Annotated in this window: 15 protein-coding genes; 1 reads left to right on the forward strand and 14 read right to left on the reverse strand. The window is 72.6% G+C overall.

All coding sequences use genetic code 11. The annotated features are described in order from the left end of the window. Positions 1 to 69: 69 nt before the first annotated feature. From hflX to FJ694_RS05700, 14 genes are all read right to left on the reverse strand, one after another. A complete protein-coding gene (gene hflX, locus FJ694_RS05635; RefSeq protein WP_157265215.1) occupies positions 70 to 1,302 on the reverse strand; it encodes a GTPase HflX in 1,233 nt (410 codons plus the stop codon). A gap of 91 nt (positions 1,303 to 1,393) precedes the next feature. Continuing rightward, the gene (gene hfq, locus FJ694_RS05640; protein ID WP_028999187.1) at positions 1,394 to 1,636 is read right to left on the reverse strand and encodes an RNA chaperone Hfq; all 243 of its coding nucleotides are present in this window, start codon (positions 1,634 to 1,636) and stop codon (positions 1,394 to 1,396) included. A 92-nt stretch (positions 1,637 to 1,728) separates the two neighbouring features. Then, entirely contained in the window at positions 1,729 to 3,072 is a 1,344-nt protein-coding gene (der, locus tag FJ694_RS05645; protein WP_157265088.1) for a ribosome biogenesis GTPase Der, read from the reverse strand. Positions 3,073 to 3,085: 13 nt separating this feature from the next. Continuing rightward, positions 3,086 to 4,204 carry an outer membrane protein assembly factor BamB gene (gene bamB / locus FJ694_RS05650; RefSeq protein WP_157265090.1) on the reverse strand — a complete coding sequence of 373 codons (1,119 nt, stop codon included), beginning with the start codon at positions 4,202 to 4,204 and terminating at the stop codon, positions 3,086 to 3,088. Then, positions 4,201 to 4,884: a YfgM family protein gene (locus tag FJ694_RS05655; protein ID WP_157265092.1), complete on the reverse strand. Its 684-nt coding sequence runs from the start codon at positions 4,882 to 4,884 to the stop codon at positions 4,201 to 4,203. The genes bamB and FJ694_RS05655 overlap by 4 nt, the downstream gene beginning before the upstream one ends. Positions 4,885 to 4,898: 14 nt before the next feature. Further along, positions 4,899 to 6,227, reverse strand: coding sequence for a histidine--tRNA ligase (gene hisS / locus FJ694_RS05660; protein WP_157265094.1), 1,329 nt, complete (start codon positions 6,225 to 6,227; stop codon positions 4,899 to 4,901). Between the two features lie 84 nt (positions 6,228 to 6,311). After that, positions 6,312 to 7,583: a flavodoxin-dependent (E)-4-hydroxy-3-methylbut-2-enyl-diphosphate synthase gene (gene ispG / locus FJ694_RS05665; protein WP_157265096.1), complete on the reverse strand. Its 1,272-nt coding sequence runs from the start codon at positions 7,581 to 7,583 to the stop codon at positions 6,312 to 6,314. A gap of 15 nt (positions 7,584 to 7,598) precedes the next feature. After that, the gene (locus FJ694_RS05670) at positions 7,599 to 8,462 is read right to left on the reverse strand and encodes a helix-turn-helix domain-containing protein (RefSeq protein ID WP_157265098.1); all 864 of its coding nucleotides are present in this window, start codon (positions 8,460 to 8,462) and stop codon (positions 7,599 to 7,601) included. Continuing rightward, positions 8,455 to 9,249 (reverse strand): type IV pilus biogenesis/stability protein PilW, encoded by a 795-nt coding sequence (gene pilW, locus FJ694_RS05675; protein ID WP_157265100.1) that lies wholly within the window; start codon positions 9,247 to 9,249, stop codon positions 8,455 to 8,457. Before pilW ends, FJ694_RS05670 begins: the two co-directional genes overlap by 8 nt. Positions 9,250 to 9,300: 51 nt before the next feature. Next, positions 9,301 to 10,458, reverse strand: a complete 1,158-nt coding sequence (gene rlmN, locus FJ694_RS05680; RefSeq protein ID WP_157265102.1) for a dual-specificity RNA methyltransferase RlmN — start codon at positions 10,456 to 10,458, stop codon at positions 9,301 to 9,303. Between the two features lie 50 nt (positions 10,459 to 10,508). After that, the gene (gene ndk, locus FJ694_RS05685; RefSeq protein WP_157265104.1) at positions 10,509 to 10,934 is read right to left on the reverse strand and encodes a nucleoside-diphosphate kinase; all 426 of its coding nucleotides are present in this window, start codon (positions 10,932 to 10,934) and stop codon (positions 10,509 to 10,511) included. A gap of 130 nt (positions 10,935 to 11,064) precedes the next feature. Then, a complete protein-coding gene (locus FJ694_RS05690; RefSeq protein WP_157265106.1) occupies positions 11,065 to 13,608 on the reverse strand; it encodes a pseudouridine synthase in 2,544 nt (847 codons plus the stop codon). Next, on the reverse strand, positions 13,605 to 14,300 hold the full coding sequence (gene scpB, locus FJ694_RS05695) for an SMC-Scp complex subunit ScpB (RefSeq protein ID WP_157265108.1): 696 nt from the start codon (positions 14,298 to 14,300) through the stop codon (positions 13,605 to 13,607). Before scpB ends, FJ694_RS05690 begins: the two co-directional genes overlap by 4 nt. A gap of 310 nt (positions 14,301 to 14,610) precedes the next feature. Next, on the reverse strand, positions 14,611 to 15,588 hold the full coding sequence (locus FJ694_RS05700) for an RluA family pseudouridine synthase (protein ID WP_157265110.1): 978 nt from the start codon (positions 15,586 to 15,588) through the stop codon (positions 14,611 to 14,613). 57 nt (positions 15,589 to 15,645) lie between these two features. Between FJ694_RS05700 and FJ694_RS05705 the strand changes: the two genes are divergently transcribed. Further along, positions 15,646 to 16,473: an outer membrane protein assembly factor BamD gene (locus FJ694_RS05705; protein WP_157265112.1), complete on the forward strand. Its 828-nt coding sequence runs from the start codon at positions 15,646 to 15,648 to the stop codon at positions 16,471 to 16,473. Positions 16,474 to 16,516: the final 43 nt, after the last annotated feature.

A 16,516-nucleotide genomic window follows, 5' to 3' on the forward strand; every position in this document is an offset into this window, starting at 1 on the left:
CCGCGCGCAGCGGCGAAGGCTCTGGCGCCAGGGGTGCGGCCAAGGCCGGGGAAGAGTCGGGGTGGATGCTCATGCTTGCATCGATCGAGGAGGGAAATCGTCGTCGCGGGCCTCGGCCCCCGGCGTCGAAGACAGTGGAGCGTCGTGCGCGACGCCATCGTCCTGCTCGGCGGTGTCGGCGCCATCGGCAGCCGCCTCGGCGCCCGCAGCGGCCTGCGCGATGAGATCGCGCAGCGCGTCCAGCCCCTGCCCCTGCAGCGCGCTGACGAACACCCGCGGCGTGCGCACGCCGGGCACGCGCTCCAGCGCGTCCACGGCCTGGCGCGGCTGCTGCGACTCGGGCAGCGCATCGACCTTGTTGTAGACCAGCAGCTGCGGAATGCCGGCAGCGCCAATCTCGGCCAGCACGCGGTCCACCTCTTCCATCTGTTCCTGCAACACCGGGCTGGCGGCATCGACCACATGCAGCAGCAGGTCGGCGTCGGCCGCCTCCTGCAGCGTGGCCTCGAAAGCCTCGACCAGCTTGTGCGGCAGGTCGCGGATGAAGCCCACGGTGTCGGAGAGCGACACCGCGCGCCCGGCCTGCTCCAGGAACATCGAGCGCGTGGTGGTGTCCAGCGTCGCGAAAAGCTGGTTGGCCGCGTAGGCACGCGCCTTGACCAGCGCATTGAACAGCGTGGACTTGCCGGCGTTGGTGTAGCCCACCAGCGAGACGCGGAAGGTGCCGCTGCGCGCGCGCGCTCGGCGCTGCGTGCCGCGCTGGCGCTTGACCTTGTCGAGGCGGACCTTGAGCGCCTTGATGCGCTCGCCGATCATGCGCCGATCGAGCTCGATCTGCGCCTCGCCCGGGCCGCCGCGGGTGCCGATGCCCCCGCGCTGGCGCTCCAGGTGGCTCCAGCGCCGGACCAGCCGCGTGGACAGGTACTGCAACCGCGCCAGCTCGACCTGCAGCTTGCCTTCGTGGCTCTGCGCGCGTTGCGCGAAGATTTCCAGGATCAGCGCGGTGCGGTCGGCCACCGCCACGCCCAGGTGGCGCTCCAGGTTGCGCTGCTGCGCAGGGCTGAGCGCCTGGTCGAAGATCACGCCCTGCGCCTGGTGCATGTCCACCAGCAGCTTGATCTCGTCGGCCTTGCCCGAGCCGACGAACAGGGCGGCGTCGGGCGCCTTGCGGCGGGCAATCACGCGCGCAACGACCTCGTCTCCGGCCGATTCGGCCAACAGGGCAAGTTCGTCGAGCGTGGGATCGAAGGAGGAGGCGGGGCCGAGATCGACCCCGACCAGGACCGCGCGCGCCAACTGCATCGCAGACGACGTGGCGGCAGAGTTGTCGGAACTCAAGGTGTTAGTAATGGTGAACTCAGCTGGGTGGTGCGGTCACCGGAATGGCGGCGCGTCAGGAAGCTTCGTTCTGTTCTTGGGCGTGGAAGTTCACTGCACGCCCAGGCACGACGGTGGAAATCGCGTGCTTGTAGACCATCTGCGTCACGGTATTGCGCAGCAGCACCACGTACTGGTCGAAGGATTCGATGTGTCCTTGCAGCTTGATGCCGTTGACGAGGTAGATCGACACCGGCACGTGCTCCTTGCGAAGCAGGTTCAGGAACGGGTCTTGTAGCAGTTGCCCTTTGTTGCTCACGTGTTCTCCGTGATGAAAGTCCAGAAAGTCTGCACGTTAACACAGGGTTGCGTGCCCTCGCCGGGCACGGTTGATGCAGTCAAAACGCCGCTTTACTCCTTGTCCACGAACGGGTTTTGCGAGGACTTCATCTCGATGCGCAGCGGTGTGCCCACCAGCTTGAAATGGTCGCGGATGCGCCCTTCCAGATAGCGCTTGTAGCTGTCGGTGATGTGCTCCAGCGAGTTGCCGTGCACCACCACCACCGGCGGATTCATGCCGCCCTGGTGCGCATAGCGCAGCTTGGGCCGGAAGTGCCCGGCGCGCTTCGGCGCCTGGTGCTCCACGGCCTCCTGCACCAGCCGCGTGAGCACCGGCGTGGGCAGCTTGCGCGTGGCCGAGGCATGCGCGTCGGCGATGGCCTTCCACAGCGGCCCCAGGCCCTGCCGCTTGAGCGCGGAGATGTGCAGGATCGGCGCGAACTTCAGGAACGCCAGCCGCTGCGCGATCGAGCGCTCCACCATCTCCCGCTGGTACGCGTCCACCGCGTCCCACTTGTTGATGGCGATCACGACCGCGCGGCCCGAATCGAGCACGTAGCCGGCGATGTGCGCGTCCTGCTCGCTCACGCCCTGCATCGCGTCCACCAGCAGCAGCACGACGTTGGCGTCGGCAATGGCCTGCAGCGTCTTGACCACCGAGAACTTCTCGATCGCCTCGAACACCTTGCCCTTGCGGCGCAGCCCGGCCGTGTCGATGAGCTCGAACTTCTGTCCCAGCCGCTCGAAGGGGACGCTGATGGCGTCGCGCGTGGTGCCCGGCATGTCGAAGGCCACCAGCCGCTCCTCGCCCAGCCAGGTGTTGATCAGCGTGCTCTTGCCCACGTTAGGGCGCCCGGCCACGGCCAGGCGGATCGGCCGGCCGGCCTCGTCGGCAGCCGCGTCGTCCTCGTCCTCCTCGGGGAAGCCGAAGCTGTCCAGCACCGCTTCGAGCAGGCTGCGGATGCCCTGCCCGTGCGCCGACGAGATCGGGTGCGGCTCGCCCATGCCCAGCTCGTGGAATTCGGCCAGCAGCGGCGAGTCGGACATGCCCTCGGCCTTGTTCACGGCCAGGAACACGCGCTTGTTGCACTGGCGCAGGTAGCGCGCGATGTCGTGGTCCTGCCCGGACACGCCGTTGCGCAGGTCCACCACGAACACCACCGCGTCGGCCTCGGCCACCGCCTGCTTGGTCTGCTTGGCCATCTCCGCCACCACGCCGGACGGCTTCTCGGGCTCGAAGCCACCGGTGTCGATGACGATGAACTCGCGCGCGCCCAGCCGCGCGTCGCCGTAGTGGCGGTCGCGGGTGAGCCCGGAGAAGTCGGCCACGATCGCATCGCGGCTCTTGGTGATGCGGTTGAACAGCGTCGACTTGCCGACGTTGGGTCGGCCCACCAGGGCCACCACGGGTTTCATCAACGTTTCTTCCTCATTCAGGACGGAAGGCGAACACGCCTCCCTTGCGCGTGAGCACGATCACGGCGTCGCCGGCGCGCAGCGGCGTGCCCACCACCGCGGAGCCGTCGGTGGCCAGGCGCTGCAGCGTCTGGCCGTTGTCGCGCGACAGGAAGTGGACGTAGCCCTGCGCGTCGCCGAACACCACCGCGCGCTCCAGCGCCAGCGCGCCGCTGAGATCGCGGTTGAGCAGCTTGTCGCTGGTCCACGCCACCTCGCCGCTGGCGGCGTTCCAGGCGCTGATGCGGTCGCTGGCGTCGGCGCCGAACACCTGGCGCGCGTCGGCGCCCACCGGCGCGATGCCGCCCACGTTCTTGGCCCACAGCAACGTGGCGCGCTGCGCGTCCACGCAGCCCACCGCCGACTGGAAGGCGCGTGCGCACACCACGTCGCCGCTGCGCGCCGCCGGCCCGACCAGGTCGGCCAGGCGCTCGACCTCGTTGCTGCCGCGCGGCAGCGCCACCGCCACCTCCCAGCGCAGCGAGCCCTGCAGCGGATCGACGCCCGCCAGGCGCGGGCCCTGACCCACCAGCAGCGTGTCCTTGAAGGGCGCCAGCACGCCGGGCTCCAGCAGCGTCAGCGGCTCGCCCGGGCGCTGCAGCCGCCACAGCTGGTGGCCGTCGATCGCGTCGAAGGCCTGCACCGAGCGGTCCACGCCCAGCACGAACACGCGCTCGCCCGCCACCAGCGGCGCCGTGACCACGCGCGAGTTCAGGCGCTGGCGCCACAGCAGCTTGCCGCCTTCGAAGGTCAGCAGCTCGTTGTCGCGGCTGACCACGCTGGCGAAGCGCCCGTCGCTGCCGACACCGGCGGCCAGCGGCGCGCCGGCGCTGGCGCGCCAGAGCTCGCGCCCGCTGCCGGCCTCCAGCGCCAGCACCGCGCCGTCGCTGCCGGCCAGCACCAGCGTGTTGCCCCGCAGTGCCGGCGTGAGGGAGAAATTCAGCGTGCCGACGCTGCTGCGCCACAGCGGCTGCGCCGCCAGCTGCGGCTGGAAGTCCTGCAGCGCCGCCGGCTTCGGACGGCCGCCGGAGGACGCGCAACCCGCGGCCAGCACCGCCGCGGCCAGCGCGGCAACGATCAGGCGGCGGCTCATTGCGCCACCCCGCTGGCGGCAGCCGGGGCGGCGGATGCCGCGGGCGCGGCGCCCAGCGCCGTGAGCTTGGCCTCGACCAGCTGGCGGTACTCCACCGCCGCGTCCATGCCGGCATACGCCGCCTGGTAGGCCGTGCGTGCCTCGGCGGCCTTGCCCTGGAGCTGCAGCACGTCGCCGCGGCGATCCGCGACCAGCGCCTTGAACTCCTCGCCCTTGACGCCGTCGAGCGCCTTGAGCGCCTCGTCGTACTGCTTCTGGTCCATCAGCACCGCGGCCAGGCGCAGCCGGGCGATGTCGCGGTAGGCGTCGTCGCCGCCCTTGTCGGCGGCCCAGGTGAGTGTGGCGCGGGCGGCGTCGGCCTGGCCCTTGTCGGCCTGCACCCTGGCCGCCAGCAGCGCGCCCTGCGCCGCGTAGGTCGTGCCGCCGTGGCGCTCGCGCAGGTCATTGAAGGCCTGCGTCACCTTGTCGGACTCGCCGGCCTGCGCCGCGCGTTCGAGCTCGCCGTAGAGCGCGCCGGCCTTGTAGCCCTGCTCGCGCTGCCACCAGTTCCAGCCGTTCCAGGCCGCGAAGGCGCCCAGCACCACGATCAGCACCCAGGTGATGAGGTTGCCGTACTGCTTCCAGAACGCCTTGAGCTGGTCGATCTGTTCCTGTTCCTGCAGGTCGAGTGAGGTGGCCATGAAGCTGAGGGCTGTCAAAACGCGGGATTATCGTGCAGCAGGTGCGGCGCCCAGGACGCCACCTCCGCCAGCGCCAGGCTGCGCTGCGGCAGCTGCGAGCCGTCGGGCAGCGCGCGCAGCGCCTTGAGCGCCACCTCGCCGCGAGCCACTTCGTCGTCGCCGAAGATCAGCGCCCATTGCGCCCCGGACGCGTCCGCGCGCTTGAACTGCGACTTCATGCTGCCCTGTCCCGGGTGCATCAGCGCCGCCACGCCGGCCGCGCGCAGCGCCTCCAGCGCCACGAAGGCCTGGGGCAGCGCCGTGGCCGACGGGATCACCGCGTACACGCGCGGCGGCGGCGGCGGTGGCAGCACGCCGGCTTCTTCGAGCAGCAGCAGCAGCCGCTCCATGCCCAGCGCCCAGCCCACGGCCGGCGCCGGCTTGCCGCCAAGCTGCGCGATCAGCGGGTCGTAGCGCCCTCCGCCGCAGACCGTGCCCTGGGAGCCCAGCCGCGTCGTGACCCACTCGAAGACGGTGAGGTTGTAGTAGTCCATGCCGCGCACCAGGCGCGGATTGACGCGGTAGCCCAGCCCCGCGGCGTCGAGGATGGCGCACAGCCCCTCGAAATGCGCGCGCGACTCCGCGCCCAGGTAGTCCATGAGCTTCGGCGCCGACTCCACCACCGGCTGCATCGCCGGATTCTTGGTGTCGAGGATGCGCAGCGGGTTGCTGTGCAGGCGGCGCTTCGCGTCCTCGTCGAGCAGCTCGGCATGCGCCTCGAAATGCGCGATCAGCGCCGCGCGGTGCGCGTTGCGCTCGTCGGGCTGGCCGAGACTGTTGAGCTCCAGCGTGACGTCGCGCCCTTCCACCAGCCCCAGCTCGCGCCACAGCGCGCGGCACATCAGGATCAGCTCCGCGTCCACGTCCGGCCCGGTATGGCCCAGCGCCTCGGCGCCGGCCTGGTGGAACTGGCGGTAGCGGCCCTTTTGCGGCCGCTCGTGGCGGAACATCGGGCCGATGTAGAAGAGCCGCTTGCCGCCGTCGTGCAGCAGCGCGTGCTCGTTGACGGCGCGCACCATGCCGGCGGTGTTCTCCGGGCGCAGCGTGAGCCGGTCGCCGTTCATCGAGTCCTCGAAGGAATACATCTCCTTCTCGACGATGTCCGTGACCTCGCCCAGCCCGCGCACGAAGAGGGCCGTGGGCTCGACGATGGGCGTGCGCGCGTTGAGGTAGCCGTAGCGGCGCATCAGCGAGCGCAGCTTGTCCTCCAGCCATTCCCAGTGCGCGGACGTGGGCGGCAGGATGTCGTTCATGCCCTTGACCGCGCGCAGCGGCTCGATCTTGTTCTTCGGTTGTTCAGCCATGTCGGTACGGGCCGCTGCGGTGACAGCGGCAAATGGGCGCCGCGGCCCGGGGCCTGCGGCGCAAGGAATCAAACCCGGTCGGCGTCAGGCCGCCACGGAGCCGAAGCGGCGCTCGATGTAGTCCTCGACGATCTTCTGGAAGTCGGCGGCGATGCCCTCGCCGCGCAGCGTCAACGCCTTCTCGCCGTCGATGAACACGGGCGCTGCCGGCGCCTCGCCCGTGCCCGGCAGGCTGATGCCGATGTCGGCATGCTTGCTCTCGCCGGGGCCGTTGACGATGCAACCCATGACGGCCACCTTGAGGTTCTCCACGCCGGGATAGCGTGCCTTCCACACCGGCATCTGCGCGCGCAGGAAGTCGTCGATCTGCTTGGCCAGCTCCTGGAACGTGGTGCTGGTCGTGCGCCCGCAGCCCGGGCAGGCCGTGACGCTGGGATTGAAGGCGCGCAGCCCCAGCGCCTGCAGGATCTCCAGCGCCACCACCACTTCCTGCGTGCGCGGCTCGCCCGGCTGCGGCGTGAGGCTGACGCGGATGGTGTCGCCGATGCCTTCCTGCAGCAGCAGCGACAGCGCCGCCGCCGACGCCACCGTGCCCTTGGTGCCCATGCCGGCCTCGGTCAGCCCCAGGTGCAGCGAGTGCCGGCAGCGCGCCGCCAGCGCACGGTACACGCTCACCAGGTCCTGCACGCCGGAGACCTTGCAGCTCAGGATCACCTGCGCCGGGTCCATCCCCAGCTCGACCGCGAAGGCCGCCGAGGACAGCGCCGACTGCACCAGCGCCTGGTACATGACCTGCTTGCCGTCCCAGGGTTTCACCCGCTGCGCGTTCTCGTCCATCAGCGCGGCGAGCAGCTCCTGGTCCAGGCTGCCCCAGTTCACGCCGATGCGCACCGGGCGGTCATGCTTCAGCGCCGCCTCGATCATCTGGGCGAACTGCCGGTCGCGCTTGTCGCCCTTGCCGACGTTGCCCGGGTTGATGCGGTACTTGGACAAGGCGGCTGCCATGTCCGGAAACTCGCTGAGCAGCCGGTGGCCGTTGTAGTGGAAGTCCCCCACCAGCGGCACGCTGATGCCCATGCGGTCGAGCTGCTCGCGGATGTGCGGCACGGCCTGCGCGGCTTCCGGCGTGTTGACGGTGATGCGCACCAGCTCCGAGCCGGCCTGCGCCAGCTCCTTGACCTGGATCGCGGTGCCGATGACGTCCACCGTGTCGGTGTTGGTCATCGACTGCACGCGCACCGGCGCGTCGCCGCCCAGCGTCAGCACCTGGCCGCCCCAGGCCACGCGCGCCTGCAGCGAGCGGCGCGCGGCCGGCGCGGCCACGGCGATGGGTTCGAAGTCGGAAGGCATGTTCATCGGTGCAGCGCTCACTTACTTGAGTTCGAGGCGGGCCACGTTGTTCTGCGACTGCGTGCGCAAGTCCAGCAGCTGGCCGCGGAAGCTCACCGTGGTGGCCGCGGCATTGCCGATGGTCGCGCGCAGCGGCAGCACCCCGTCGAGGCTGACGGTTTCGCCGGCATGCAGCGCCCGCGACAGCAGCAGCTGGTTGGTGCCGTCGCGCACTTCCACCCAGGACTCGCCCGTGGCGCGCAGCACCAGCAGCCCGCCACCGGCGCCCGTGGCCGGCGCGGCCGGCGCCAGGTCCGCAGTGGTTGCCGGCAACGTGACGGAGCTCGTGCCTTCGGCGGGCGGCTGCGGTTGCGGCGCCCCGATCACGGTCTCCACCACCGAGGACGCGGTCGTGGCCGGCGTGGTTGAAGCCGTGGCACCGTCCGCTGCGGCGCTGCCGGGCAGTCCGCGGCCGAACTGGAGCCAGCTCGCCGGCACCAGCACGATGGCCGCCGCACCGAGCAGCAGCAGCAGCACGGCCCAGATGATGGGCCGCTTGAGCGGGCCCCAGTCGCGCGCCTCGCGCCGGTCGGAACGGAACGGGGTGTTCAGGCCGACGGCCACCTGCTCCAGCCGCGCGCCGTCCAGGCTGGAAGGCAGCCCGGCGAGCACCGGCGCGGCGTCGATCTTGAGCGTGCGGCACAGCGTCTTGGCCAGCGCGCGCGTGAAGGCCATGTCGGGCAGCTGCTCGTAGCGGTCGCTCTCCAGCGCGGCGAGCTTGTCGGGCCGCACCTTGATCGCGGCGGCCAGGGCGTCGAGCTCGACGCCCTGCTGCTGGCGCGCATGGCGCAGCAGCGCGCCGGGGGAATCTCCACCGCGCGAGGGCGGTGCGCTGGGCTCAGTCATCGAAACGTCCTTGATCCAGGGCAAGCGTCTGCGGCGCTTGCGGAAAGCGTTGGCGCAGCTCGCGCCCGATGGTTTCAACCGCGGCCTGGCGGCCCAGCCGGTGCTCGATGCGCGCGGCCAGCCACAGCGCCGCGGCGTCGGCGCGTGCCGGCGCGAAGCTCACGCGCTGCAGCTGCCCCTGCGCGCGCTCGGGCGCGCCACGCTTGAGCAGCACCTCGGCCAGCGCCAGCGCCGCGGCGGCATTGGCCGGCTCCAGGGCGGCGGCGCGCTCCAGGCTGCCTTGTGCCGCCTCCCAGCGCCCGGCACGCATCTGGCACACGCCCAGCGCCAGCAGGCTGCGCGCCGCGGCGCGGTAGCCCGGCTGCGCCAGCACGCGCTCGAACTGCGCCTGGGACTCGTCCCAGCGCTGCTGCTGGCACAGGAACCAGCCGAAGTTGTGCCGCGTGTCGGCATCGCCCGGCTCCAGCGCCAGCGCGCGCTCGAAGCTGGCGCGCGCCGCGGCCGCGTCGCCCAGGCTGGCCTGGGCCAGGCCGCGCAGGCTCCAGGCTGGCGCGAAGCGCGCGTCCGCCGCCAGGGCCTGGTCCACCTCCTCCAGCGCCGTGGCGGCCTGCCCCTGCTCGAAATAGGCCGAGGCCAGCGCCAGCCGCGCCTGCGCGCGGCGCTGCGCCGTGTCGGGCTCGGCCGCGTGCCGGGCCGGCGCGGCGCAGCCCGCCAGCAGCGCGCACGCGAGCGCGGCCGTGGCCAGCAGGCCGGTTGTGGGCAGCGCGCGGGCTCGGGTGGCGGGCATCGGGGCGGTGGGATTTCCAGCGATTCCGGCGTCGGGCGGCCGCGCGCGCGTTCAGGAGCGCGCGGTCGGCGCGCCGGCGGCGTGGATGCGGATCGGCGCGCGCGTCATGCGCTCGGCCGCGCGGGTGCGGTCCTGCACCTCGCCGGCGAGCTGGCCGCAGGCGGCGTCGATGTCGTCGCCGCGCGTCTTGCGCACCGTGGTGACGATGCCGGCATCGGCCAGCAGCCGCGCGAAGGCCAGCACCCGCTCGCGCGGCGAGCGCTTGAGCCCCGAGGCCGGGAAGGGGTTGAAGGGAATGAGGTTGAACTTGCAGCTGATGCCGCGCGTGCCGTCGCGGCGCGGGCTGCGGCGCACCAGCTCGATGAGCTCGCGCGCATGCGCGTCGGTGTCGTTGACGCCGTCGAGCATGCAGTACTCGAAGGTGATGAAGTCCCGCGGCGCGGCTTCCAGGTACGCGTGGCACGCGTCCAGCAGCTCGGCGATCGGGTACTTCCTGTTCAGGGGCACCAGCTCGTCGCGCAGCGGGTCGTTGGGCGCGTGCAGCGACACGGCCAGCGCCACGGGGCAGTCCTCGCGCAGCCGCTCGATCATCGGCACCACGCCCGAGGTGCTCACCGTCACGCGGCGGCGCGACAGGCCGTAGCCGTGGTCGTCGAGCATGGTGCGCAGCGCGGGCACCAGCGCCGCGTAGTTCTGCAGCGGCTCGCCCATGCCCATCATCACGACGTTGTCGATGGCGCGCTCGGTGGGGCCGAGCTTCAGCCGGGTACGCAGGTGATGTTCCGCATGCCACAGCTGCGCCAGGATCTCGCCGGTGGCGAGGTTGCGGCTGAAACCCTGGTGGCCGGTGGAGCAGAAGCGGCAGCCCACGGCGCAGCCGGCCTGCGAGGAGACGCACAGCGTGCCGCGGTCTTCCTCCGGGATGAACACGGTTTCCACCGCGTTGCCGCCGCCCACGTCGAACAGCCACTTCACGGTGCCGTCGCTGGACGCCTGCTCGCTGAGCACGGCCAGCGGCCGCACCTCGGCGCGCGTGGCCAGCTTGGCGCGCAGCGACTTGGCCAGATCGCTCATCTGGTCGAAGTCGCCCGCGCCTTTTTGATGGATCCAGCGGAACAACTGCACCGCGCGGAAGCGCTTCTCGCCCAGGCCCTCGCAGAAGGCGGTGAGGCCTTCGAGGTCGAAATCCAGCAGGTTGACGAGGCTCATGACTGCTCGGCCCGGTTGAGGCGGTGGTGTCGCGGATCCGTCAGCCTGTCTCAGCGGCTGAAGACCTGCATGCCGGGGAAGAAGAAGGCCACTTCCACGGCGGCGGTTTCGGGGGCGTCGGAGCCGTGCACGGCGTTGGCGTCGATGCTGTCGGCGAAGTCGGCGCGGATGGTGCCCTTGTCGGCCTTCTTCGGGTCGGTGGCGCCCATCAGCTCGCGGTTCTTGGCGATGGCGCCTTCACCTTCGAGCACCTGGATCATCACGGGGCCGGAGACCATGAAGTCCACCAGGTCCTTGAAGAACGGACGCGCGGCGTGCACGGCGTAGAACTGCTCGGCCTCGCGGCGCGACAGGTGCGCCATCCTGGCGGCGACGACCTTCAGGCCGGCGCCTTCGAAGCGGGCGTAGATCTGGCCGATCACGTTCTTGGCAACGGCGTCGGGCTTGATGATGGACAGGGTGCGTTCGATGGCCATGTGGCTTCTCCTTAGGGTGAATCGGGCAAACCCGCGATTGTACCGAGCCGGTTTCAACCGCCCGTGACACGCGGGTGTCCGCGCCGGCGCGCCCGAAGCGCCGCGCGGTCAACGTGTGGGAATGCGGGCCTCAGCGCCCGCCGCGGCCGCCCCGGCCGCCGCCGCGGCCCTTGCCGCGCAGGAAGGCGTCGGCGCCGATGTAGCCCACCGAGGTCTGCATCGGATCGGGCTGGCGCTCTCCGCCACCGCCCTTGCCCCGGCCACCGCCGCCGCCCTTGCCGCCGCGCGGGCCGTTGCCCTGGCCGCCGCCGAAGCCGCCGCCACCGGGCCCGCGGTTGCGGCCGAAACCACCACCGCCGCCGCCCATGCCCGGGCCCTTCTGCACGAAGCGCTTGTCAAACGTCTGCTGCAGCGGGTTCGGGATCGGCCCGTCCTCGCTGCGCTCGCGGCGCTGGCGCTCGGCCTGCAGCGCGCGCTTGTCGTAGGTCTGCTGCAGCGGGTTCGGGATCGGGCGGTTGTCGTCGTCGTCCCAGTCGGCGCTGCGGCTGCGCTGGCGCTCGGCCTGCAGCGCGCGCTTGTCGTAGGTCTGCTGCAGCGGATTCGGGATCGCGCCGCCTTCCGGACGCTCCGCCCGCGGGCCTGCGCCCTCGCCGCCGCGACCGCGCTTGCCACGGCGGTTGCGGTCGTTGCGCTCGCCCATGCGATCGCCACCGCGGTCGCCGCGCGGCGCCTGCTCGGCGGCGTCGCGGCGCGGGCCGCGCTGCTCGCGCTGCTCGCGCGGCTCGCGGGCCTCGCGCGGTTCGCGCTGCTCGCGCCCCTCCTGCGGCAGCGGCGCGCCTTCGCCGCGCTGGTCCTGGCCGCGGCCGCCGCGGCGCTTGTTGTTGCCGCGCCGGCCGCGCCGGTCGTCGCCGTCACCGCGGTCATTGCGGTCGCCGCGGCGCTCCTGCGCGCCCGGCCCCTGGGCCAGGCGGCGGATGGTGCGCACGTCGTTCTCGTCGAGGTCCACCCAGGCGCCGCGCTTGAGGCCGCGCGGCAGCACCACGGTGCCGTAGCGGATGCGGATGAGCCGGCTCACCGCCAGCCCCACCGCGTCGAACAGCTTCCTCACCTCGCGGTTGCGGCCCTCGGTGATGACGACGCGGTACCAGTGGTTCACGCCCTCGCCGCCGCCGTCCTCGATGGACTTGAACGACGCGGCCTGGCCCTCGATCTCCACGCCTTCGAGCAGCCGCGCGCGCGCATCCGGCTCCAGCGTGCCCAGCACGCGCACCGCGTACTCGCGCTCCACGCCGAAGCGCGGGTGCATCAGCTGGTTCGCCAGCTCGCCGGAGTTGGTGAACAGCAGCAGGCCCTCGGTGTTGATGTCCAGCCGGCCCACCGACTGCCACTTGCCCTGCTGCAGCCGCGGCAGGCGGCGGAACACGGTCGGGCGCTGCTGCGGGTCGTCGTGCGTGACGACCTCGCCCACGGGCTTGTGATAGGCGATCACGCGCGCCGGCGGCGGCGCGATGCGCACCTTGATCGGCTTGCCGTTGACCTGGATGCGGTCGCCCCAGGAGATGCGCTGCCCGGTGTGCGCGGGCTCGCCGTTGACGGTGATGCGCCCCTCGACGATGAGCTGCTCCATGTCGCGGCGCGAGCCCACGCCGGCCTGCGCCAGCACCTTGTGCAGCTTGGGCGCGTCGGGTTCGGCGGCCAGCACGCGCTTCGGCGCCGCGCCTTCCGCGCCGGCCTCGGCCTCCAGCTCGTCGCCTTCCGGCTCCACGTCGAAGGCGCCGGAGAGCACCTGCGCGAAGACTTCCTGCGTGTCGGGCACCGCCACCGGCGCGGCCTCGGCCGGCCTGGCGGCAACACCGCCCTCGGCCGGCGCGGCACCCTCGGCGCCGGGCTCGCGGGCACGGCGCTCGGCGCCGCGGTTGCGGCGGTTGCGCCCCTCGCGGCGGCCCTCGGGACGCGCCTCGGCGCCGGGTGCGGCCTCGGCGGCCTCGGCGGTCTCGGCGGCGTCCGCGGCTTCGCCGGCCTCGGCCGGCACCGCGTCGGCGGCGGGCCGTGCCTCGGCCGCATCCTCGGCCACGGGCGCCACGCGCGCCACGGGCGCCGCCACCACGTCCGCCGCGGCCACGGCCGCCTCGGTCGGGGCCGGTCCCACGATGTCTGCGACGGCCTCGGCCGCCGGCTTGTCGCGGCGCGTGCGGCGGCGGCGCGGACGCGCGGCCTCTTCCTCGCCCGCGGCAGCTTCGGCCGGCGCTTCGTCGGCGGGTGCCTCGGTCGCCGCCTCGGCCGGTGCCGCCTGCGGCGCCGGGCTCACCACCTCCACCGCCGCCGCTGCCGGCGCGTCCACCGCGGCGGCTTCCCCATCGCCCGCCTGCGCCTCGACCGCCTTCTTGCGCGCCGCGCGCGGGGCACGGGTGCGCTTTGGGGCGGCGGGCTGCGGCGCCTCCTCGGCGGGCGCGGCCTCGGCGGGCGCCGCGGCGGCGGACGCCGGCTCGGCCACGGCAGGCGCGCCGTCAGCCGCTTCGGCCGTGCTCACGGCTTCGGCGGCGGCCTTGGGCGCGGCACGCTTGCGCGGCGCCGCGCGCTTGCGTGGCGCGGGCGCGGCGGCCTCCTGCGCAGCCGGGGCGCCGTCTTCTGCGGCGGGGGTCGTCAACGGGTTGTCAGCGTCTTGGGGATTCATGGCTGCGAAGGGGTGGGTTCGGCCAGGGCGGCCGGCGGGGGTTCGGGGGTGGCGGCGGGCGCCGGCGCGTCGGACGCGGCAACGGCGGGCTCTTCCGGGGCTTCGGCAGGCGTGCCCAGCAGCGGCAACTGCTGCGCCAGGGCCGCCTGGATCGGGGACTCCAGCGCCTGCGGCAGCGCGCCGGGGGCCTGCAGCGGCGGCAGGCCGTCGAGCCCGCCCAGGCCCAGGTCGTCGAGGAACTGGCGCGTGGTGGCGTACAGGGCGGGCCGCCCCGGCGCCTCGCGGTGGCCGATGACTTCGATCCAGCCGCGCTCTTCGAGCTGGCGGATCACCTGCGTGCCCACCGTGACGCCGCGGATGTCCTCGATGTCGCCGCGTGTCACGGGCTGGCGGTAGGCAATGATGGCCAGCGTCTCCATCACCGCGCGCGAGTAGCGCGGCGGCTTCTCGGGCTGCAGCCGCGCCAGGTACGGCTGCATCTCCGGCCGGCTCTGGAAGCGCCAGCCCGAGGCCAGCGTCACCAGCTCCACGCCGCGGCCCTGCCAGTCGCGCGCGATCTCGTCGAGCAGCGTGCGCAGCGTGTCCGCGCCCAGCTCTCCGTCGAAGAGCAGGCGCAGCTCGCGCAGCGGCAGCGGCTGCTGCGCGCAGATCAGGGCGGTTTCAAGGACACGCTTGGCGTCCTGGGTATTCATCAAGGTCTGCGGGTGCCGAAGGCGGCAGCGTCGGACATCACGACGGTAGGGGTCGAAGGGCGGGCGCCCGTTTCACGGACAGCCGGCTGAGGGATTCGGACCTGGGGCCGACCCGGCTGCTGCGGCTCACGCCGGCGCTCGGGTGCGGGGCTTCAAGGCTGGGCGACTACAGCGGCAGGTGGGGCGGTGCGGGCCGCCCGGCTGCCGCGCGCGGTGGCGACCATTGTAACCCCCTGGAGAGGGATCTGCCGCCGCCCCTTCAGAGGGCTTGCCCCAGGGCGTGACCGGGGCCACGCATCGGGCGCGGCCTTCAGCCCTGCAACACCTGCAGCGCCGCGGCCAGGTCCGCCGGCGGCGGCTGCTCGAAGGCCAGCTCATGGCCCAGCACCGGGTGCGTGAAGCGCAGCCGGTGCGCGTGCAGCGCCTGGCGCTGCAGCCCCAGCGCCGGCGCGCCGCCGTAGAGCGCATCGGCCAGCAGCGGGTGCCCGCGCGAGGCCAGGTGCACGCGGATCTGGTGCGTGCGCCCGCTGTGCAGCGTGCAGCGCAGCGCGCTCGCGCCCTGCCCCGCGGCCAGCAGCTCGAAGTCGGTGCGCGCCGGCTTGCCCGATGCCACGAGCGCCATGCGCACGCGCGAGCGCGGGTCGCGGCCGATGGCCGCGTCCACCGTGAAGGCCGCCTCGCGCGGCACGCCGTGCGCCAGCGCCAGGTACTGGCGGCTGACCTCGCGCGCGGCGATGGCGCGCACCAGCGCCGTCATCGCCGGCAGCGACTTGGCCACCACCATCAGCCCCGAGGTGTCCTTGTCCAGCCGGTGCACGATGCCCGCGCGCGGCAGCCGCGCCGCGCCCGCGTGGTGCGCCAGCAGCGCGTTGAGCAGCGTGCCCGACCAGTTGCCCGCCGCCGGGTGCACCACCATCCCCGCGGGCTTGTCCAGCACCAGCAGGTGCTCGTCCTCGAACGCGATGGACAGCGGCAGCGCCTCGGCGCGGAAAGCCCGGCTCTCGGCCGTGGGCACCAGCTCCAGCCGGATGCGCTGGCCCAGCCGCAGCGCGCGCGCGGCGGTGCGCGCCACCTGGCCGTCGAGCTGCACGTGGCCGCGCTCGATCAGGCCCTGCAGGTGGCTGCGCGAGAACTCGCCGGCCATCAGCACCAGCGCCTTGTCCAGGCGCAGGCCGCGCAGCGAGGCGTCCACCTCGCGCTCGCGCCACTCGTGCTCCTGCTCCTCGGCGGCATCTTCTTCGTTCGCCGCATCGGGCAGTTCGGGCAGGTCGGGCAAGGGGTCAACCATACAATTCGTGTTTTTTCCGGACCTGCGGACGACGCGCGCGGCCGCCAGCAATCAGAGATGAGCTTTTCTTCCTGGAAGCGCCCCGGGGCGCATCGAACGCCCGCTTGCGCGGCAGCGGTGCTGGCGGCGGCCCTGGCGATGGCGGGCTGCGGCACCACCAAGGAGGACCCGCTGTCCACCACGGCGGTCGAAAAATTGTACGCAGACGCCAAGGACGACATCGGCGCCGGCAGCTACGAGCGCGCCATCAAGACGCTCGAGCGCGTCGAGGGCCGCGCCGCCGGCACGCTGCTGGCGCAGCAGGCCACGCTCGACCTGGCTTACGTGCGCTACCGCACCGGCGAGCGCGCCGAGTCGCTGGCCACGCTGGACCGCTTCATCAAGCTGAATCCGTCGAGCCCGGCGCTGGACTACGCGCTCTACCTGCGCGGCGTCGTCAACTTCAACGACAACCTGGGCATCCTGGGCCGCTTCACCAACCAGGAGCTGTCCGAGCGCGACCAGCAGGCCTCGCGCGAGGCCTACCAGTCGTTCAAGCAGCTGGTGGACCAGTTCCCGCAGTCGAAGTACTCGTCCGAAGCGCGCACGCGCATGGACTACATCGTCAACGCGCTCTCGGCCTACGAGGTCCACGTGGCGCGCTACTACTTCCGCCGCGGCGCCTACGTGGCCGCCGCCAACCGCGCCCAGCAGGCCATCAAGGAGTACCCGCAGACCCCCGCCATCGAGGAGGCGCTGTACCTGATGGTGCAGAGCTACGACCGGCTGGACCTGCCCCAGCTGCGCGACGACGCGCAGCGCGTGCTGCAGCAGAACTTCCCCGACAGCGCCTTCCTCACCGGCCAGGCGCAAGGCAAGAAGAAGCCGTGGTGGCAGGTGTGGTGAGCGCGCCGCGCCGCCGCTGAAGCGAAGCCAGCCCAGGGCTGGC

The sequence above is a fragment of the Azohydromonas aeria genome, from assembly GCF_009760915.1.
Lineage (GTDB): Bacteria > Pseudomonadota > Gammaproteobacteria > Burkholderiales > Burkholderiaceae_C > Azohydromonas > Azohydromonas aeria.